The 19,866-nt window shown below is 74.0% G+C and carries 15 protein-coding genes; 12 read left to right on the top strand and 3 right to left on the bottom strand.

Going from position 1 to position 19,866, the window contains the following annotated elements; translation table 11 throughout:
- The first annotated feature begins 330 nt into the window (after positions 1 to 330).
- The 12 genes from LRS74_RS22750 (at position 331) to LRS74_RS22695 (ending at position 16,478) form a co-directional block, all read left to right on the top strand.
- Positions 331 to 1,593 (top strand): 6-phospho-beta-glucosidase, encoded by a 1,263-nt coding sequence (locus LRS74_RS22750; RefSeq protein ID WP_277742749.1) that lies wholly within the window; start codon positions 331 to 333, stop codon positions 1,591 to 1,593.
- Positions 1,584 to 2,558, top strand: a complete 975-nt coding sequence (locus LRS74_RS22745) for a BadF/BadG/BcrA/BcrD ATPase family protein (RefSeq protein ID WP_277742748.1) — start codon at positions 1,584 to 1,586, stop codon at positions 2,556 to 2,558. The genes LRS74_RS22750 and LRS74_RS22745 overlap by 10 nt, the downstream gene beginning before the upstream one ends.
- 339 nt (positions 2,559 to 2,897) lie before the next feature.
- Positions 2,898 to 3,332 carry a tyrosinase cofactor gene (locus tag LRS74_RS22740; protein WP_277742747.1) on the top strand — a complete coding sequence of 145 codons (435 nt, stop codon included), beginning with the start codon at positions 2,898 to 2,900 and terminating at the stop codon, positions 3,330 to 3,332.
- A gap of 54 nt (positions 3,333 to 3,386) precedes the next feature.
- Complete coding sequence (locus tag LRS74_RS22735; RefSeq protein WP_277742746.1) at positions 3,387 to 4,214, top strand: tyrosinase family protein; 828 nt, start codon at positions 3,387 to 3,389, stop codon at positions 4,212 to 4,214.
- A 256-nt stretch (positions 4,215 to 4,470) separates the two neighbouring features.
- Complete coding sequence (locus LRS74_RS22730; protein WP_277744881.1) at positions 4,471 to 5,895, top strand: hypothetical protein; 1,425 nt, start codon at positions 4,471 to 4,473, stop codon at positions 5,893 to 5,895.
- Positions 5,896 to 5,984: 89 nt separating this feature from the next.
- Positions 5,985 to 7,040: a glutamate ABC transporter substrate-binding protein gene (locus tag LRS74_RS22725; protein WP_277742745.1), complete on the top strand. Its 1,056-nt coding sequence runs from the start codon at positions 5,985 to 5,987 to the stop codon at positions 7,038 to 7,040.
- A 59-nt stretch (positions 7,041 to 7,099) separates the two neighbouring features.
- A complete protein-coding gene (locus LRS74_RS22720) occupies positions 7,100 to 8,431 on the top strand; it encodes a hypothetical protein (RefSeq protein WP_277742744.1) in 1,332 nt (443 codons plus the stop codon).
- 45 nt (positions 8,432 to 8,476) lie between these two features.
- Entirely contained in the window at positions 8,477 to 11,266 is a 2,790-nt protein-coding gene (locus LRS74_RS22715; RefSeq protein ID WP_277742743.1) for a serine/threonine-protein kinase, read from the top strand.
- Positions 11,267 to 11,268: 2 nt separating this feature from the next.
- On the top strand, positions 11,269 to 12,726 hold the full coding sequence (locus LRS74_RS22710; RefSeq protein ID WP_277744880.1) for a PP2C family serine/threonine-protein phosphatase: 1,458 nt from the start codon (positions 11,269 to 11,271) through the stop codon (positions 12,724 to 12,726).
- Between the two features lie 127 nt (positions 12,727 to 12,853).
- The gene (locus LRS74_RS22705) at positions 12,854 to 14,191 is read left to right on the top strand and encodes a VWA domain-containing protein (RefSeq protein ID WP_277742742.1); all 1,338 of its coding nucleotides are present in this window, start codon (positions 12,854 to 12,856) and stop codon (positions 14,189 to 14,191) included.
- A gap of 50 nt (positions 14,192 to 14,241) precedes the next feature.
- Complete coding sequence (locus LRS74_RS22700) at positions 14,242 to 15,699, top strand: FHA domain-containing protein (protein WP_277742741.1); 1,458 nt, start codon at positions 14,242 to 14,244, stop codon at positions 15,697 to 15,699.
- A 374-nt stretch (positions 15,700 to 16,073) separates the two neighbouring features.
- Positions 16,074 to 16,478 carry a globin gene (locus LRS74_RS22695; RefSeq protein ID WP_277742740.1) on the top strand — a complete coding sequence of 135 codons (405 nt, stop codon included), beginning with the start codon at positions 16,074 to 16,076 and terminating at the stop codon, positions 16,476 to 16,478.
- A 111-nt stretch (positions 16,479 to 16,589) separates the two neighbouring features.
- On the opposite strand, the gene LRS74_RS22690 is transcribed toward LRS74_RS22695, so the two are convergent.
- Genes LRS74_RS22690 through ettA form a run of 3 tightly spaced genes read right to left on the bottom strand, consistent with a single transcriptional unit; the run spans position 16,590 to position 19,560 of the window.
- On the bottom strand, positions 16,590 to 17,381 hold the full coding sequence (locus LRS74_RS22690) for a hypothetical protein (RefSeq protein WP_277742739.1): 792 nt from the start codon (positions 17,379 to 17,381) through the stop codon (positions 16,590 to 16,592).
- A complete protein-coding gene (locus LRS74_RS22685) occupies positions 17,378 to 17,893 on the bottom strand; it encodes a thioesterase family protein (protein ID WP_277742738.1) in 516 nt (171 codons plus the stop codon). Before LRS74_RS22685 ends, LRS74_RS22690 begins: the two co-directional genes overlap by 4 nt.
- A gap of 2 nt (positions 17,894 to 17,895) precedes the next feature.
- Entirely contained in the window at positions 17,896 to 19,560 is a 1,665-nt protein-coding gene (gene ettA, locus LRS74_RS22680) for an energy-dependent translational throttle protein EttA (RefSeq protein ID WP_277742737.1), read from the bottom strand.
- Positions 19,561 to 19,866: the final 306 nt, after the last annotated feature.

Raw genomic sequence — 19,866 nt, 5'->3', positions numbered from 1 at the left:
CGGCGACATCGGCCCCGCTGAGCCACCACCCCCGGCCGTGCGATGGAGGCACCGGCCCGCACGACCGTCCGCCCCGCGTAAGCCGTCCCCAAGCCCCGTTCGCCCCGCGCAAGCCATCCGCACGACCGCCCGCCCCGCGTAAGCCGTCCGTCCCGGCTCGCCCCCCCGCCCCGGCCCCGCCCGGCGGCGCGGCCCGGGCCCCCCGAACGCGCCCCGAGCCGCCGCCCGGTCAGAGCCCTGTGGCCCGTGCCCGGTCGGCCCCGTCATCGCCGTCTTCTTCTTCGCTCAGAAAGCCTTCGTCGAAGGCCTGACACGGACAGGAGTCAAGGGTTGAAGCTCGCAGTGGTGGGAGGAGCCTCCACCTACACCCCCGAACTGGTCGACGGATTCGCGCGGCTACGCGACGTCCTGCCCCTGGAGGAGCTCGTCCTCATCGACCCGGCCGCCGAGCGGCTGGAGCTCATCGGCGCCCTCGCTCGGCGGATGTTCGCCCGGCAGGGGCACCCGGGGCGGATCGGCTGGACCGGCGACCTGGACGCGGGCGTGGACGGTGCCGACGCGGTCCTGCTCCAACTGCGCGTCGGCGGGCAGGCGGCGCGCGACCAGGACGAGACCTGGCCGCTGGAGTGCGGCTGCGTGGGCCAGGAGACCACCGGCGCCGGCGGCCTGGCCAAGGCGCTGCGCACCGTCCCGGTGGTGCTCGACATCGCCGAGCGGGTGCGCCGCCGCACCCCGGACGCGTGGATCGTGGACTTCACCAACCCCGTGGGGATCGTCACCCGCGCCCTGCTGATGGCGGGGCACCGAGCCGTCGGGCTGTGCAACGTGGCGATCGGCTTCCAGCGCAGGTTCGCCGCTCTGCTGGGCGTCGCCCCGGGGGAGGTCAGCCTGGACCACGTGGGGCTCAACCACCTCACCTGGGAGCGGGCGGTGCGGCTCGGCGGCCCGCAAGGGCCGGACGTGCTGCCCGGGCTGCTGGCCGAGCACGGCGAGGCGATCGCGGCTGACCTGCGGATGCCGCGCGAGCTGGTGGACCGACTCGGCGTCGTCCCCTCCTACTACCTGCGCTACTACTACCAGCACGACGAGGTCGTACGGGAGCTGCGCACCGGGCCCTCCCGGGCTCGGCAGGTCGCCGCGATCGAGCGTGAGCTGCTGGCGGCGTACGCGGACCCGACGCTGGACGAGAAGCCCGAGCTGCTGGGGAAGCGCGGTGGTGCCTTCTACTCCGAGGCGGCGGTGGCGCTCACCGCCTCGCTGCTGCGGGACACCGGCGACGTGCAGGTGGTGAACGCCGTCAACGGCGGCACGCTGCCCTTCCTGCCCCCCGACGCGGTGATCGAGGTCCCGGCCACGGTGGGCGCGGGCGGCGCGCGGCCGCTGCCGCAGCCCCCGCTGGACCCGCGCTTCGCGGGGCTGGTCGCGCACGTCACCGCGTACGAGGGGCTGGCCCTGGAGGCGGCGCTGCACGGCGGTCGCGGCCGGGTCTTCTCAGCGCTGCTCGCCCATCCGCTGATCGGCCAGTACGCCTACGCCGAGCGGCTCACCGACAACCTCATCGCACACAACCGGGAGCATCTCGCGTGGGCCTGAGCAGCGCCGTCCTGGCGATCGACGCGGGCAACAGCAAGACCGACGTGGTGCTCGTCGGCACCGACGGCAGCGTGCTGGGCGCCGCCCGCGGCGGTGGCTTCCAGCCCCATCTGGTCGGCGCGGAGCGCGCGGTGGCGCGGCTGGCCCCGCTGGTCGCCGAGGCCACCGCGCGGGCCGCGCCGGAGGTGGCGCACGTCTTCGCCTGTCTGGCCAACGCCGACCTGCCGGAGGAGGAGCGGCGGCTGACCGACGCCGTCGCCGGGCGGGGCTGGGGGCGCGCCGTCACGGTGGCGAACGACACCTTCGCGCTGCTGCGAGCGGGGCTCGGCGACACCGGCGAACCGCGCGGTGTGGCGGTGGTGTGCGGCGCGGGCGCCAACTGCGCCGGCCTGGCGCCCGGCGGGCGCACCGCCCGCTTCCCGGCGGTCGGACGGATCTCCGGCGACTGGGGCGGCGGGGCGTTCCTGGCGGAGGAGGCGCTGTGGTGGGCGGCGCGCGCGGAGGACGGCCGCGGCGAGCCGACCGCGCTGGCCCGGACGCTGCCCGACCACTTCGGGCTGCCGAGCATGTACGCGCTCATCGAGGCGCTGCATCTGGGGCGGATCGAGAACGGGCGGCGCCACGAGTTGACCCCGGTGCTCTTCGCGACGGCGACCGCCGGGGACGCGGTCGCCCGCGCCATCGTGGTCCGTCAGGCCGAGGAGGTCGTCGCGCTGGCGGTCACCGCGCTGGCCCGGCTGGGGCTGCTGGACGAGGTGGTGCCGGTGATCCTGGGCGGCGGGGTGCTGGCCGCCCGCCATCCGCTCCTCGACGGCCGCGTCCGCGCGCTGCTCGCCGAGCGCGCCCCCAAGGCGGAGCCGCGTCTGATCACCGCCCCACCGGTGCTCGGGGCGGCCCTGCTCGCCCTGGACCGGGTGGCCGCGCGGGAGGAGGCCTACGAACGGCTGCGGTCGCACTACGGCTGAGCCCTTCACGTCATGTTCACGTTGTGAGAGGCATCACCGGAAACGGTGCGCCGACGAAGATCTTTTCGACGGAACCCCCTCCTCCGGTTGTTTCTTGCCCATAAGGCCGTCCCGACCGAACCGAGGGGCAATTCCTCCCCGAACACTGGTTGACCCTTCATAGACCCAATGTCCGGATTCGATCCGACCCTCCCCGCCCTCCTCGTGATCATGCAAGCATCCGGCTTCACAGGAATTGATCACGTGATTACGGCACGTAACAGCCCTTATGGGGACATCGACCCCCGCGCGTGACGACTCCCTGCTCCACATCGCCCATTCCCGAGGGGGGAATCACGCATGCCTTCCAACCCCACCCGTCGCCTGATACTCAGGGGAACCACCATGGCCGTCGCCGGGGCCGCGCTGGCCGGTACGGCGGCGACCGCCGCCGTACGGTCCGAGGGCGTCGGCACCGGCGACGCGGCGGGCCACGGGGGCGGCACCGGACACGCCGGCACCGCCGCGCCCGCGCCGTTCGTCGAGGTCTACCAGGGCCGGCACATAGCCGGGCGGGCCACCGGAGGCGACGGCGGCCACGACGGTGGCGGCCACCACGAGGTCGGCTACTCCGTCTACGTCGACGGCGAGGAACTGCACCTGATGCGGAACGCCGACGACACCTGGATCAGCGTCATCAACCACTACGAGACGTTCCGCGACCCCCGCGCGGTCGCGCGCGCCGCCGTGGACAAGCTGCGGGGCGCCGAGCTCGTCCCGATCCAGACCGCCTGACCGGCCCACTGCCGCCGGACAACCCCGCCCCATCCCCGAGAGGACACCACCCCCATGGCAGTGCGCAAGAACCAGGCGAGCCTGACCGCCACCGAGAAGCGCAACTTCGTCAACGCCGTGCTGGAGCTCAAGCGCAGCGGGCGCTACGACGGCTTCGTCCGCGTCCACAACTCCTTCATCATGAGCGACACCGACAACGGCGACCGCGTCGGCCACCGTTCACCCTCCTTCCTCCCCTGGCACCGCCAGTTCCTGCTCCAGTTCGAGCGGGAGCTCCAGGCGATCGACTCCTCGGTGACGCTGCCCTACTGGGACTGGACCGCCGACCGCACCGTCAACTCCACGGTGTGGAGCGCGGACTTCCTCGGCGGCAACGGCCGCCCGCGCGACGGTCAGGTGACCACCGGGCCGTTCGCCTTCAGCGGCGGCCGGTGGCCCATCAACGTGAGCGTCGACAGCCGCGACTACCTCGTCCGCGAGATGGGCGCCCGCACCGCCTCGCTGCCCACCCGGGCCGAGGTGGACTCCGTTCTGGCCATGAGCACCTACGACACGGCCCCCTGGAACAGCGCCTCGAACGGCTTCCGCAACCACCTGGAGGGCTGGCGCGGCGTCAACCTCCACAACCGCGTCCATGTGTGGATGGGCGGCCAGATGGCCACCGGAGTCTCGCCCAACGACCCGATCTTCTGGCTGCACCACTGCTTCATCGACAAGCTGTGGACCGAGTGGCAGCGGCGCCACCCCGGCTCGACCTACCTCCCGACCGGCGGCACCGCCGACGTGGTGGACCGCGACGAGCCCATGCGGCCCTGGAACGACGTCACCCCGGCCGACATGTGGGACCACACCCGCTTCTACACCTACGACACGGCCGCCTGACCCGGCCCGACCCCCGAGCCACGCGCCCCACCGGAACCGAACACCGCCGGGGCGCGTGATGGCTCACAGCAGTGGTGGCGCGGCTCCGGTGAAGATCGCGATCCGAACAAGATCGAGTCAACACCGGTGAGATTGTCAGAGTCTGACGCCATACTGCTGCCGAGTGACCGGAACGCCGCCCCGCGGTTACCCGGTCACCGCGCCAGCGACCGAGGGGGAGGGTCTCGTGTCACAGTCGCCGACCACGGGCAGAGCCGTGCCGCCCACGGCGCCGCCCGGCACGGCACCACCCACCGCGACCCCGTCTGCCGCGGCGCCCGGCGCGCCGCGGCAGACCGCGTGGCAGGAGGGGGTCGAGCGCCTGCGGGCCGCGGCGGTCACCGAGCCCGGTCGGCTGCGCGTCATCGGAGCCGTGCTCGCCGCCCTGGTGCTGGGGTTCGGCGCGGTGACGGCCTGGCAGGTCTCCGACCGGGCGGCCGCCGCCGACGCCGTGGTCGAGCGCAGCCAGCCGCTGAGCGCCGACGCCGCCGACATCTACCGCTCGCTGGCCGACGCCGACACCACCGCCGCCAGCGGCTTCCTCGCCGGCGGCGACGAGTCGTCGAAGGTGCGCCGGCGCTATGTGGAGGACATCGCGACGGCGTCCAAGCGGCTCGCCGAGGCGGCCGGCACCGGCGGCTCCCCCGCCGCCCAGCGCCAGATAGCCCGGCTGAACGAGCGGCTGCCGGTCTACACCGGGATCGTCGAGGCGGCGCGCGCCAACAACCGCCAGGGCCTCCCGCTGGGCGGCGCCTATCTGCGGTACGCCAACGAGCTGATGACCACCGAGCTGCTGCCGGCCGCCCGCGCGCTGTACGAGACCGAGTCCGCCCGCCTCGACCGGGACTACGCGGACGCCGAGGCGTGGCCGTGGGCCGCGCTGGGCGCCGGCGTCCTCGCCCTCGGCGGCCTCGGCTGGGCCCAGCGCCGCCTGTACCAGCGGACCAACCGCGTCCTCAACCACGGACTGCTCGCGGCGACCGCCTCGACCACCGTGGTGCTGCTGTGGCTGGCGGTCGGCCACGGCGTGGCCAGCGCCCGACTCGACGACTCCGACGAGCACGGCGCCCGTTCCCTGCGGGTGCTCAACGAGGCCCGGATCACCGCGCTCCAGGCGCGCGGCGACGAGAATCTCACCCTGGTGGCCCGCGGCGCGGTGGTCGTCACCAAAGAGGGCCCGGACCAGGGCAAGGACGCCTACGAGGTCGGCTACCGCGACCAGATGCGCGCCCTGGTCGGCTCGGAGAGCAGCGTCGGGCTGGCCGAACGGGGCAGTCTGCTCTCGCGCGCCAGCGAGCTGGCGGACGACCGCGCGGGCCGCGAACCGGTGGCCCGCGCGCTGGACGCGGTCCGGCAGTGGCAGGAGCGCCACCGCTCCGCCCGCGCCACCGACGACAACGGCGAGTACGACAGCGCGGTGGCCCAGGTGATCGGCGCGGGCGCCAGCACCCGCGAGTCCTTCGACCGGATCGACGCCGCGCTGGCCGAGGCTCTCGCCCACGAGGACGGCGAGTTCCGCGACGCCGCCGACGACGGGCGCGGCGCCCTCTCCGGCCTTGTCGTCGGCGCGGCCGTGCTGGCCGTCCTCGGGGCCGCCGGCGCGGTGCTCGGCATCGGACGCAGGCTGTCGGAGTACCGATGAGGGGGGACACGGGCATGCGGTCGAAGACGTCGCGGTCGACGCAGACGGCGCGGGCGGCGGAGCCGGGACGGAGCCGACCGGCGCGGCGCGTGACAGCCGGCCGGTCGACGCGGTCCGCGCTGGCCGTGTCCGCCGCGGCCCTGGCCGTACTGGCCACCGTCCTGCTGCCCGGCGCGCTCGCGGACGGCGAAGAGCGCGCGACGCGGGGCGGGCGCGCGGCGCACGGCGACCGCGTGGAGCGCGCGGGTCACCCCGCGCCCGGGCTGCCCGACGGCGCCGTGGAGGAGGTCGACACCTCGGCGGCGGACTGCGAGAGGCCCGAGGCGAGCCTGCGCCCCTCCCGGGACGCGGGCGACGCCATCAAGCGCATCAAGAACCGCGAGGTCAACGGCCGCAAGCTCAACAAGCTGATCGCCGGCGTCGACCAGAACAGCTACCGCTGGGGCTACCGGGACCCGGTCAGCGGCGAGCTCACCGGCTTCGACATCGACCTGGTGCGGGCCATCGCCAAGGACCTCTTCGGCGACCCGGACGCGGTCATCTACCGCACCATCCCCACCAGCCAGCGCATACCGGCCCTGAAAGAGGGCAAGGTGGACGTGGTGGTGCGCACCATGACCGTGAACTGCGACCGGATCAAGGAAGTGGCCTTCTCCACGGCCTACTTCACCGCCGGCCAGCAGGTGCTCGCCCCCGTCAGGCACAGGTCGATCACCGGCTACGACGACTCGCTGCGCGGCAAGCGGGTCTGCACGGCCAAGGGCTCCACCGCCGAGGCGGCGCTGGACGATCCGAAGACGGGGGCGGAGTCGCTGGGTGCGATCAAGGTCCCGCCGGTCCCCAACCAGCTCGACTGCCTGGTGCGGCTGCAACTCGGCACCGTGGACGCGGTGATCACCGACAGTGCGCTGGCCGCCGGCCAGGCCGCCCAGGACCCCTCCGTCCACCTGGTCGGCAAGCCCTTCACGGTGGAGCACTACGGCGTGGCGATGAACAAGAACGACACCGACCTGGTACGCCGGGTCAACGACGTGCTGGATGACTACCGCGACAGCGGAGCCTGGGAGCGGGCCTACCGCACCTGGCTCGCCGAAGACCTCGGGGAGGACGGGGCGACACCACCACGGCCGGAGTACAGGGACTGAGCGCCGGCGCCCGGCACCGGGCCGGGACCGACGGCGGACGACATACCGAGAGGTGATCGATGGGGGTCGCGGGACCCGTTCCCAGCTCCACGGGGAGGCCCCAGGAGCCGGCCATGAGCCGTGAGGAGGTGGACCGTGCGCTGGCGCGGCTCGGCGCCGAGCACGAGGCCATCGAGTCCTCGCTGCTCGCCCTCCAGGACCACGCCGGCCGCAGGCTGTTGGAGGGCGCCGAGCTCACCGGCCGCACCAAGGACCGGTGGTCCATCACCGAGCAGGCCATCTCGCTCCTGTGGACGTACTTCGACGCCTATACGGACACCCTGACCGCCGCCCGTGAGGTGCGCGGCCGGCGCCGCTGGCCCACCGCGGGCGAGCTGGCCGAGCTCACCGAGCTGCTGCGCGGCAGCGGCATCACGCTGCCCAGCAGCGCCACCCTGACCGGGGCCGCCCTGCTCAGCGAGCAGGTGGGCGTCGAGGAGCTGGTGGCCCGGATGAACCGGTGGTACGCGGAGGCGCTGGACGTCATCGTCGCCGCCGACGCCGTGTGGTCCGCCCTGCCCGCGCGCATCGACATGCTGTCGGCCGAGCTCCAGCGCACCCGTTCGCTGGCGCACTCCGTGGGGGTGCGCCCCGGCGAGCATCCCGCCGGGGACGACCTGGAGGAGATCACCGCCGAACTGGCCGCGCTCCGCGCCGAGGTGGTGCGCGACCCGCTCGCCTTCTGGACCAGGGGATCGGGCTCCGCCGCGCCCGGTGGCGGCCGTCCCGACACCGGGCGCTACGACCGGGCGGCCCGCGCCCTGGAGGACGTGCGGCGCGAGATCGAGGCGGTGCTGGGCGTGCGGCAGGACGCGGAGCGGAGGCTGATGCATCTGCGCGATCTGCTCTCCCGGGCGGATCGCACGCTCGCCGAGGCCCGGCAGGCGCGCGGGGAGGTGCTCGCGAAGATCGCCGCCTCGGAGGTCCCGGTGGTCAGCGGGCCGCCGACCGCGCTCCAGGAGCAGCTCGCGGCGGCGGCCGAGTACCGCAGGCGTTCCCAGTGGCACCGGCTCTCGCCGCTGCTGGAGAGCCTGGAGCAGCGGGCCGAGGACGAACTGCTGCGCGCCCGCGAGTCGCTGACCGCCGTCACGGCGCCGCTCGCCGTCCGCGCGGAGCTGCGCGGACGGCTGGACGCGTACAAGGCGAAGGTCGCCCGGCACGGCATGGCCGAGGACCCGCTGCTGGTGGAGCGGTTCGACGTGGCCCGTCGGATGCTGTGGAGCGCGCCGTGCGACCTGCGCGCCGCCGAGGCCGCCGTGCTGCGCTACCAGCAGGCGGCCGCCGAGGCGCTGGCGCCCCCGCGGACGGAGCACCGGCCCGAGCCGGCCGACCGGACCGGGGAGCACCGATGAGGCGAGACGCGGGGGCGGACCGATGAGGCAGGACGGGGGAGCGGGATGAGCACACCGAACCAGCCGTGCCAGCGGCCCGACTGCGCCGGCGCCTACGAGGACATGGGCGGCGGCGAGCTGTACTGCGACACCTGTGGGCTCGCGCCGGTGGTGTCCTCCGAGGGGCTGGTGGTCTCGGCGCCCACCGGCATCACCGCGTTCGGGCACCAGGGCAGCGGTTCGACCGGCTCGGGCTCACACTCCTCGTCGCGGTTCTCCACCCGCTCGCAGAGCTCGCGGTCCTCGCGGCGGTCGGTCTCCGGACGGCTGTCGTTCTCGCGGTCGGACCCGTCGTCGACGCGGTCGGTGTCGGTGCGCAGCGCGCCCTCCGCCGGCACCTCCGTGCGCAGCCGGCTCGGTGCGGGGCTGGTCAACGTGCCCAAGGTGCCGCGCCCGGACCCGCGCACGGTCGTGCTGGACCGCCCGGAGGTGCCGGAGCGGAAGCGGTTCTGCAGCCGGGGCGACTGCGGGGCGCCGGTGGGTCGCTCCCGCGCGGAGCGGCCGGGCCGCACCGAGGGCTTCTGCACCAAGTGCGGCCACCCCTACTCCTTCGTGCCGAAGCTGCACCCCGGCGACCTGGTGCACGGGCAGTACGAGGTGGCGGGCTGCCTGGCGCACGGCGGCCTGGGCTGGGTCTACCTGGCGATGGACACAGCGGTCGCGCACCGCTGGGTGGTGCTCAAGGGCCTGCTCGACACCGGCGACGAGGACGCGCTGGCGGCCGCGGTCAACGAGCGCCGGTTCCTGGCCGAGATCGAGCACTCCAACATCGTGCGCATCTACAACTTCGTCGAGCACCTCGACCAGCGCACCGGCAGCCTCGACGGCTACATCGTGATGGAGTACGTCGGCGGCAAGTCGTTGAAGGAGATCGCCAACGAGCGCCGGACGCCGGACGGCAGACGCGACCCGCTGCCGGTCGAGCAGGCGTGCGCGTACGGCATCGAGGCGCTGGAGGCCCTGGGGCACCTGCACAGCCGCAAGCTGCTCTACTGCGATTTCAAGGTCGACAACGCCATCCAGCAGCAGGACCAGCTCAAGCTCATCGACATGGGCGCGGTGCGCCGCGAGGGCGACGAGACCAGTCCGCTGTACGGCACGGTCGGCTACCAGGCCCCCGAGCTCTCCGAGACCGGCCCGTCCGTCGCCTCCGACCTGTACACGGTGGCGCGGACGCTCGCCGTGCTCACCTTCGACTTCCAGGGCTACACGAACGTCTTCGTGGACAGCCTCCCCGACCCCGAGCACATCGAGGTCTTCCGGCGCTACGAGTCCTTCTACCGGCTGCTGGTCCGGGCCACCGACCCGGACCCGGAGCGCCGGTTCGCCTCGGCGGAGGAGATGGCCGACCAGCTGACGGGTGTGCTGCGCGAGGTCGTGGCGCTGCAGTCGGGGCAGCCTCGACCGGCGCTCTCCACGCTGTTCGAGTCGGAGCTGCGGGTGGTGGACACCCAGCTGTTCACGGAGCAGAGCGGGGACGCCTCGCGGCTGGGCACCCGGCAGGTCGGCGCGCCCGGCGGCCGGGGCCTGCGAGCCCTTCCCGGCCGGCGTTCGACGGCGACGGGCGGCGGCACGGTGCCGCCCGGCGGGACGGGGCTCGCGGGTGCGACCCTCGACACCGGATCCACCGGCTCCGGCGGCGCCGGCTCTGGACCGTCCGGTGGCGCCGCCCCAGCCACGCCCGGTGGTGCGAGGGCGGGAACGTCCGGTCGTACGGGCACGGGGACGGCCGGTGGCTCGGGCCCAAAGGCCACCGCTTCCGGTAGCGGCGGCTCGGGCTCCTCCACGGCCACGAGCGCCGCCCCCGGCGCCGCCGAGGTCGGCGCCGACACCGCGGCCGCCGTGCACGATCCGCTGCCGCTCCTCGCCCCGCTGGACGCGCGCGCCACCGCGCTGGCCCTGCCCACCCCGCGGGTCTCCCCCGCCGACCCCAACGCCGGGCTTCTCGAGGGGCTGCCGGCCTCGTCCCCGCCGGCGGAGGTGAGCGCCGCGCTGCGGGCCGCGCCCACCGACTCCACCGAGCTGCGGCTGCGACGGGTGCGGGCCGAGCTGGAGCTGGGCGACGAACGGACGGCCGCGGAGCTGCTCTCCGGCCTTGAGGCCGACCACCCGGACGACTGGCGGATCGTCTGGTATCGCGGACTGCACGCGCTGGCGACCGGCGACCACACCACCGCCGCGCTCTCCTTCGACGCCGTCTACGACGCGTTCCCCGGCGAGCCCGCGACCAAGCTGGCGCTCGGGGTCTGCGCCGAGGTGCTGGGCCAGCTGGACAACGCGGCCGAGTACTACGGACTGGTGTGGACGACCGACCCGAGCTACGTCAGCGCCGCCTTCGGGCTCGCCCGCGTACGGCTGTGTTCGGGGGATCGGCGGGGCGCGGTGGCCGCCCTGGAGTCGGTGCCGGCCTCGTCGATCCACTACACGGCGGCCCGGGTCGCCGCGGTCCGGGCCAGGCTGCGGCAGCGCGCCGCGCGGGACGCGTTGTTCGACGACCTGGTGGCCGCGTCCGGGCAGGTCGAGCGGCTGGGCGAGCTCGGCCTCGACGCGGTGCGCCGCGAGCTCCTGAGCACGGAGGTGCTGGGCGGCGCGCTGGACTGGATCCTGGCCGGGGGCAACGGAGCCCCGCGGGACGCCGCGGCGCACCCGCTGCTCGGCAGCAGCCTGAACGAGCGTGGGCTGCGCTTCGGTCTCGAACGCTCGTACCGCACGCTCGCCAGGCTCGCGCAGCGCGGCGAGGAGAGGATCGACATGGTGGAGCGGGCCAACCGCTTCCGCCCCAGGACGTGGGTGTGAGGATGTCCCATATGCCGCAGCTGCCCCGGCTGGCCGCCTGCCCAGGCTGTCACGAGCCCCTTGAGACGGGCGACAACTTCTGTGGCGGCTGTGGCGCCGAGCTTTCGGTGCCGCCGCCTTCCACCGGACCGGACGGCGCCCCGGCGCCGACGCTCCCCCTGAACGGCGTAGCCCACCTCGCGGAGCGCGCCGCCGCCCGCGAGGCTGGGCCCAGCCCCGCGGAGCCCGACGACTATCCGCTGCCGCCGCCCAACCCGCCGGTGGCATCGGTGTCCGTGTCGACGGCGCCCCCGTCGCCGGCGGCGCCCTCCGGGGCGGCGGCCGGCGGACCGTACGGCGGCGACGCGATCGGAGCCGGGCCGTACGGCGGCGGCGGCCGGGACGGTGCGACCGCCGACCCCGGTCCGCACGGCGACGAGCGACCGGCCGGCGCGGCCACCGTCGACGGCCCGGCCGCCGACCCGCGGGCCGCGGCGGGGGTCGGGGCCACGGCCCCGAGCGGGGCGGAGGGCACGCCGACCACCGGCGGGCCGGGCGGTACGGGGCGGCGCCGGTGCGCCGCGTGTCGGGAGGGCACCATCGACAGGGACGGCTACTGCGAGAACTGCGGCCACGCCCAGCCTCGCGAACGCGACCACATGGAGCGTGAGCTGGAGGGCGTCGCGGCCGCCAGCGACCGCGGGCTGCGGCACCACCGCAACGAGGACGCCTTCGCCGTGTCCACCACCGCGCTCCCGGACGGCACCCCGGCCGTCGTCGCCGTGGTCTGCGACGGCGTCTCCTCCGCGACCCGGCCCGACGACGCCTCGGCCGCGGCGGCACAGGCCGCCGGCGAGTCGCTGATCGCGGCGGTCTCGCGCGGCACGCAACCGCAGCAGGCCATGCATGACGCGATCTTCGTCGCGGCCGAGGCCGTCAACGCGCTCGCGCGGGAGCCCGTGGCCCGGCCCGAGGACCACTACCGACAGAACGCGCCGGCCTGCACCCTCGTCAGCGCGGTGGCGGCCGGGCCCATCCTGACCGTGGGCTGGGTCGGCGACAGCCGGGCCTACTGGGTGCCCGACGACCCCGACGCGCCGCCCGCGCGGCTCACCGAGGACGACTCCTGGGCCGCCCAGATGGTGGCGTCGGGGCTGATGTCGGAGGAGGAGGCGTACGCGGACGAGCGGGCGCACGCCATCACCGGCTGGCTGGGCGCCGACGCGTACGAGCTGGAGCCGCACACCGCGTCCTTCAAGCCGGACCGGCCGGGCGTGGTGGTGGTGTGCACCGACGGGCTGTGGAACTACGCCGAATCCGCGCGGGAGATGGCCCGGGTGGTGCCGGCCGACGCCCGGACCCGGCCGATGGAGAGCGCGCGCCGGCTGGTGACGTACGCGTTGGAGGGCGGGGGCCACGACAACGTAACAGTGGCGGTGGTCCCGTTCCCCGTAGCGGTCGGGAGGGCAGGATCGGCCTGACGGCCTGAGGGGGGTGGTGCCCGCGTCGAAGACGCGGGCACACGCGGGGGACCTCGACTCCGCACGCCCATATATCGCTTTGTCCATATGCGGGGCGCCGGGGCACCGGGGCCGAGGAGCGGATCAGATGACCAACTTCGCGAAATCGAACGTTCCGCAGTTCACCGTCGACGTCTACCAGAACGAGTACCTGCCCGAGGGCGGTCGGGACGTCAACGCGATCGTGACGGTGACCGCCACCGGCGGCGGCACCACGGGCGGCCTGCCGATCCCCACCGACGGTGAACACACGCCCGACGCGGCCGTGGCCATCATGATCGACTGTTCCGGCTCCATGGACTACCCGCCCACCAAGATGCGCAACGCGCGGGACGCCACGGCCGCCGCGATCGACACCCTGCGCGACGGCGTCTCCTTCACCGTGATCGCCGGCACACACAAGGCGGAGGACGTCTATCCGGGCGACGGCCGGCTGGCGGTGGCCGGCCCGACGACCCGGGCGCGGGCCAAGGAGGCGCTGCGCCGGCTGAGCGCGGGCGGGGGCACCGCGATCGGCACCTGGCTGCGGCTGGCCGACCGGGTGCTGGCGACCGGCGACGCGCCGATACGACACGGCGTCCTGCTCACCGACGGGCGCAACGAACACGAGACGCCGGAGGAGTTACGCGCGGCGCTCGACGCCTGCGCGGGCCGCTTCACCTGTGACGCGCGTGGCGTCGGCACCGACTGGGACGTCAAGGAGGTCACCGGCATCGCCTCGGCGCTGCTCGGCAGCGCCGACATCGTGGCCGACCCCTCCGGGCTGGCCGCGGACTTCACGCGGATGATGGAGACCGCAATGGGCAAGCAGGTCGCGGACGTGGCGCTGCGGCTGTGGACCCCGCAGGGCGCCGAGGTGGTCTTCGTCAAGCAGGTCGCCCCCACCATCGAGGACCTGACCGACCGCCGCGCGGAGGCGAACGCGCGGGCCGGCGACTACCCGACCGGGTCGTGGGGCGACGAGTCCCGCGACTACCACGTGTGCGTACGGGTGCCGGCGGCCGACGTGGGCCGGGAGATGCTCGCGGCCCGGGTCTCGCTGGTGCTGCCGGCGCCGGACGGCGGCGCCCCGACCCCTCTCGCCCAGCAGCTGGTACGGGTCGTCTGGACGGACGACATGGCGGCCTCCACCCGCATCAACCAGCAGGTCGCGCACTACACGGGGCAGGCCGAGCTGGCCCAGGCGATCCAGCAGGGGCTGGACGCCCGCAAGGCCGGCGACCGGGACGGCGCGACGGCGAGACTGGGCCGCGCGGTCCAGCTCGCGAGCGCACTGGGCAACGAGGACACCGCGAAACTGCTTTCGAAGGTGGTAGACGTCGTCGACGCGGCGACGGGTACTGTGCGACTGAAAGCGAAGGTCGCGGACGCCGCCGAGATGACACTCGACACGCGCTCCACCAGGACAGTTCGCGTCAAGAAGTAGCACCGTCCACGAGCAACGCCAAAAAACGGCACACGAGGGGGAACTCCGACATGGCGACCTGCCCGAACGGCCACCAGTCGACAGCCGACGACTGGTGCGAGGTGTGCGGCCACCGCATGTCGGGGACGCCCATGCCCGCGGGCAGCGTCCCGCCACCACCGCCGCCACCGCTCCCCATGCCGGGCGCGCCCCTCGCCCCGGTGGCTCCGGGCGGTGCGCCCGGGCCGCACGGCGGCCCCGGTGCGCCTGGTGGCCCCGCGCCTGGTGACCCCGGTGCACCGGATGTCTCCGGCTTTCCCGGTATGCCCGGCATGCCGGGTACCCCCGGCGTTCCGGGTGCTCCAGGCGTTCCGGGTGTTCCGGGCGTTCCGGGCGCTCACGGTCAGCTCGGCGCGCCCGCCGCGCCCGCCGCGCCCGGCGGCTACGGCTACCCGGGTTCCCAGCCCCCCGCGCCGGCGGGCGGCTACGGCTACCCCGGCCCGCAGCAGTCCGACGCCACCGTCCAGGCGGAGCTGTGCCCGCAGTGCCGCACGCCGCGCGAGGCGCAGGCGCCGTTCTGCGAGGAGTGCCGCTACAACTTCCTGACGCAGTCCGCCAGCCCGTACATCGCGCCGCCGGCGCCGCCCGCGCAGGGCGGTTTCCCCCCGGCGCCGCAGCCGCCGGCCCCGCCGCGGCCGTCGCCCGGCCAGCCGCCGCACCCGCACGTCCCGGCGCAGGCGACGCACGGCGGCGGTGACTACCCGGGCTCGCATCCGTCCCAGGTCAACCGCCCGGCGGAGCCGCTGACCGGACCGCAGTCCACCGGCGGCGCGTACGGCGTGGAGGACGACTGGCCACTGCCGCCTCCGGGCGGCGGCCCGGTGGGAGCCGCCGCACCCGCTCCTCCGGTGCCGCCCGCGCCGGCGCCCGCACCGGCCCCCGGTCCGGTGCCCTCGCCGTACCAGCCGCCGCAGGCCCCGGCCCCCGCTCCGCCGGCGCCGATGCCGGCCGCGCCGGTCTTCGGGGGTGACGACTTCCCGGGTGCCGGCTCCCCGCAGCCGCCGGCGCAGCCGCAGCCGCCCCAGCCGGCCGCCCCGTTCCAGCCCGCCGCGCCACCGGCCCCGGCGGGCTGGGTCGCCGTGGTGGCCCCGGACCGCGAGTACTTCATGGCGATGATGCACCGCAGCGGTCCCGAGGCCGCCGGGTTGAACCTTCCCGCCTACAGCCCGGACCAGCACATCCAGCTCACCGGCAACCAGGTCACTATCGGCCGCCGCCGGCACAGCACCGGCGAGTCGCCCGACATCGACCTGGCCCGCCCGCCGGAGGACCCGGGCGTCTCGCACCAGCACGCGGTCTTCGTCCAGCAGCCGGACGGCAGTTGGGCGGTCGTGGACCAGAACTCCACCAACGGCACGACCATCAACGGCGCCGAGGACCCGATTCAGCCGTACGTCCCCGTTCCGCTCCAGGACGGCGACCGGGTGCACGTCGGCGCCTGGACGACGATCACCGTGCGCCGAGGCTGAGTCGACCCGGTTCCGTACGGGTCCGCCCCTCGACACCAGGGCGCGGGCGACGGCCGCCTCCCGGCCGCCGCCCGCGCCGCGCGGACCGACGTCGACAGCGAGCGGGCATCGGCAGCAGGCCGGCGTCCGCAGCGGGGTGCCGCCGGGCGCGAGCCGGTCAACCGCACGGGGTGCCGCCCGGCGCGGGCAGGTCAACCGCGCGAGGTGCGTCACACGCGCGAGGTGCCGTCGACCGCGCGAGATGCCCTCGACCACGCGGGGCGCCGTCCACCGCGCGAGGCGCCGGCACCGTCCCGCCGGGCGTGGGGGCGGGAAGCGGTCATCGTGTGACCTACGTCTACAGACCTCCTCCGGTCATCTGAGAGCATTGAAGGGTGAAAGAGATCCCGCGCGGCACGCTTCAGGAGCAGACCTTCTACGAGCAGGTCGGCGGCGAGCAGACCTTCCGGCGCTTGGTGCACCGCTTCTACCAGGGTGTCGCGGAGGATCCGCTGCTGCGGCCGATGTACCCGGAGGAGGACCTGGGGCCCGCCGAGGAGCGGCTCGCACTCTTCCTGATGCAGTACTGGGGCGGGCCGCGCACCTACAGTGACAACCGCGGACACCCGCGGCTGCGGATGCGCCACGCCCCCTTCACCGTCGACCGCGCCGCCCACGACGCCTGGCTGCGCCACATGCGCGAGGCCGTCGACGAGCTCGACCTCTCCCCCGAGCACGAGACGCAGCTGTGGAACTACCTCACCTACGCCGCGGCCTCGATGCTCAACACCCCGGACTGACACCCATCGGGGAGCCGCCTGACCGGTCGATGCCGGCAAGCCCGTCGCGGTGAGCCCGTCACACCCCGCTGTCGGTCAGCGGGGCCGGCTCGGCCCGGCTTCCGTCCGGCGTCAGACCGGGGACAACGGCAGGGCCGACAGCCCGGCCCGGCGCACCGCGATCGAACCGTACGGGGTGCGCAGCCGCAGCCAGCTGCCCGCGGTCAGCAGGGCGAGCGGCTCGTCGGCGACGGCGGTCGACCCCGCGCCGCGCGTCGCGGAAGCGGCGTCGCCGAGGGCCGTGGCCGCGGAGGCGGCCGGCCGCTGGGGGGTGCGGCCCGGACGCAGAAAGCCCAGTGACTGCGCCGCGTGCACGGCACGCAGCGGCAGTTCGGTGTCCCCGAGGGTGCGGGACCAGATCTGGCGGCCGATGCGGTCGCGCTCCGCGCGCGTGCGCCGCTCCTCGGGAAGCGCCTCGTCGCGGGCACGGAACTCGGCGATGGCGGCGGCCACCGCCCCGCGCATCGCCTCCGTGCCCGGCAGGCCGGGCATCCGCTGCCAGCCACCGCGTGGTGGGAGCACCCCGGCCCACGGCGGCCCCGTGACCGGGTCCGGCACGGCGACGGTCAGCCCGCGCGGCCCGGGTCCCTCGGGCGCGCCCGACGGGCGGGCGGCGTCCAGGGCGTCCGCGAACTGCCCGGCGGAGACGGTGGTGTCCAGCTGCTCCGTGGCGGGCTGGGCCAGCCGCGCCGTGCGGATGGCGAGCACCTCGAAGGACGGCGGCCGGCCGAAGACGGCGAGCACGCCGCCGCCGGCCTGCAGCCGCACCGCGGCGGCCCGGTCGTAGTGGAGCAGCCGGGACAGGAAGGCGGCGAGGTCCGCCGCCTCCCTGTCGTCGGCGAAGTGCAGCTGCCGCGTCGTCATGCGACGACGGCCTCCTCCGGCTTCCCGGACTGGGCGTCCCGGCCGTCCCGCGCGGCCGGCGCCTGCCCGTTCCGGCGGTCCCGGGCGCTTGTGCCCCGCCCGGGCTCCTCCTCCAGGTAGCGCTCCAGGAAGAGCCGCTCCTGCTCCATGAGCCGGCGGGGCCGGCCCGCCTCCAGGTCATACGGGACCAGGAGCGTGGTGGCGCGCGCGTAGACGGCCTCCTCGTCCTTGATCTCGTAGGCGACGGCCAGCTGGGCGGCCCTGATCTTCGTCACCCACAGCTCGATGGTCACCGGCGTGTGCCGGTGGACCAACGGCTTCAGGTAGTCGATCTCGTGCCGGGCCACCACGATGCCGCCGGTGAAGGCGCCGCTGCCGTCGTTCGGCGCCAGCCGCCAGATGAAGTCGACGCGCGCCTCCTCCAGGTAGCGGATGAACACCGCGTTGTTGACATGGCCGAACGCATCCATGTCCGACCAGCGCAGCGGGCAGGAGTAGAGGTGTCGGGCCACGCTCAGCCCCGGGTGAGCTTCTTGTAGGTGGCACGGTGCGGACGCGCCGCGTCCGGGCCGAGCCGCTCGATCTTGTTCTTCTCGTAGGACTCGAAGTTGCCCTCGAACCAGAACCACTTGGACTCGCCCTCATAGGCGAGGATGTGGGTGGCCACGCGGTCCAGGAACCAGCGGTCGTGGGAGACGACCACGGCGCAGCCCGGGAACTCCAGCAGCGCGTTCTCCAGCGAGGAGAGCGTCTCGACGTCGAGGTCGTTGGTCGGCTCGTCGAGGAGCAGCAGGTTGCCGCCCTGCTTGAGGGTGAGCGCGAGGTTGAGGCGGTTGCGCTCGCCACCGGAGAGCACGCCGGCCGGCTTCTGCTGGTCCGGGCCCTTGAAGCCGAACGCGGAGACGTAGGCGCGCGAGGGCATCTCGACCTGGCCGACGTTGATGTAGTCCAGGCCGTCGGAGACGACCTCCCACAGCGTCTTCTTGGCGTCGATGTTGGCGCGGCTCTGGTCGACGTAGGAGATCTTGACGGTCTCGCCGACCTTGATGTCGCCGGAGTCCGGCTTCTCCAGGCCCTGCAGCATCTTGAACAGGGTGGTCTTGCCGGCGCCGTTCGGGCCGATGACGCCGACGATGCCGTTGCGCGGCAGGGTGAAGGACAGGTCGTCGATGAGGACCTTCTCGCCGAACGCCTTGGAGAGGTTGTTCACCTCGACCACGACGTTGCCCAGACGCGGGCCCGGCGGGATCTGGATCTCCTCGAAGTCCAGCTTCCGGGTCTTCTCGGCCTCGGCGGCCATCTCCTCGTAACGGGCCAGACGCGCCTTCGACTTGGCCTGCCGCCCCTTGGCGTTGGAGCGCACCCACTCCAGCTCTTCCTTGAGCCGCTTGGCGCGCTTGGCGTCCTTCTGCCCCTCGACCTTCAGGCGGGCCTGCTTGGTCTCCAGGTAGGTGGAGTAGTTGCCCTCGTAGCCGATGGCGCGGCCGCGGTCGAGCTCCAGGATCCAGCCCGCGACGTTGTCCAGGAAGTACCGGTCGTGGGTGATGGCGACGACGGTGCCCGCGTACTTGGCGAGGTGCTGCTCCAGCCACTGCACCGACTCGGCGTCGAGGTGGTTGGTGGGCTCGTCGAGCAGCAGCAGGTCGGGGGCCTCCAGCAGCAGCTTGCAGAGCGCGACCCGACGCTTCTCACCACCGGAGAGGTTGGTGACCGGCCAGTCGCCGGGCGGGCAGCCCAGGGCGTCCATGGCCTGCTCCAGCTGGGCGTCCAGGTCCCAGGCGTTGGAGTGGTCGAGGTCCTCCTGGAGCTTGCCCATCTCCTCCAGCAGCGCGTCCGAGTAGTCGGTCGCCATCAGCTCGGCGATCTCGTTGAACCGGTCGAGCTTGCCCTTGACCTCGGCGACACCATCCTGGACGTTCTCCAGCACGGTCTTCGACTCGTCCAGCGGCGGCTCCTGGAGCAGGATGCCGACGCTGTAGCCGGGCGACAGGAACGCGTCGCCGTTGGACGGCTGCTCGATGCCGGCCATGATCTTGAGGACCGTGGACTTACCGGCGCCGTTGGGGCCCACGACACCGATCTTGGCGCCGGGCAGGAAGCTCAACGTCACGTCGTCGAGGATCACCTTGTCACCGTGCGCCTTGCGCGTCTTGCGCATGGTGTAGATGTACTCAGCCAAGAGAAACCGTCCGGCAATCTATAGGTGTCGAAATGCGGCTCCGCCGCGTGGGCTCCGCCGTGTGCGGGCAGATACACCCCATCTTGCCTGACGTCCACCCTCAGATGGAAACGAGTAGGGGGGAAGGCCGTCACCTGGGCCGCAGCCGGGGTTCCTCCGGGCCGATCAGGTGATCTTCGGTGGTCATTGGTGACCAGTGGCGGCCCTGTCACGGCCCAGAGACGGCCCCGTCGGGAATGAGGGCCCCGCAGCTCAGGCACCCCAGAGGAAGATCCCTGATACGTGCGCCCCGCCCGCACCCCAGGG

Origin of the sequence: Streptomyces sp. LX-29 (genome assembly GCF_029541745.1) — a bacterium.
In the GTDB taxonomy this organism is placed as follows: Bacteria; Actinomycetota; Actinomycetes; order Streptomycetales; family Streptomycetaceae; genus Streptomyces.
The sequence above is the reverse complement of the archived record's forward strand: the minus strand, read 5'-3'. Positions and strand labels throughout refer to the sequence as shown.

Bases quoted from the DNA above. Each gene is read 5' to 3' on its own strand.
- LRS74_RS22740 (WP_277742747.1), top strand. From the start codon at position 2,898: ATGCCTTCCAACCCCACCCGTCGCCTGATACTCAGGGGAACCACCATG.
- LRS74_RS22690 (WP_277742739.1), bottom strand. From the start codon at position 17,381: ATGACGACGCGGCAGCTGCACTTCGCCGACGACAGGGAGGCGGCGGAC.
- LRS74_RS22720 (WP_277742744.1), top strand. From the start codon at position 7,100: ATGGGGGTCGCGGGACCCGTTCCCAGCTCCACGGGGAGGCCCCAGGAG.
- LRS74_RS22715 (WP_277742743.1), top strand. From the start codon at position 8,477: ATGAGCACACCGAACCAGCCGTGCCAGCGGCCCGACTGCGCCGGCGCC.
- LRS74_RS22705 (WP_277742742.1), top strand. From the start codon at position 12,854: ATGACCAACTTCGCGAAATCGAACGTTCCGCAGTTCACCGTCGACGTC.
- LRS74_RS22700 (WP_277742741.1), top strand. From the start codon at position 14,242: ATGGCGACCTGCCCGAACGGCCACCAGTCGACAGCCGACGACTGGTGC.
- LRS74_RS22710 (WP_277744880.1), top strand. From the start codon at position 11,269: ATGTCCCATATGCCGCAGCTGCCCCGGCTGGCCGCCTGCCCAGGCTGT.
- LRS74_RS22735 (WP_277742746.1), top strand. From the start codon at position 3,387: ATGGCAGTGCGCAAGAACCAGGCGAGCCTGACCGCCACCGAGAAGCGC.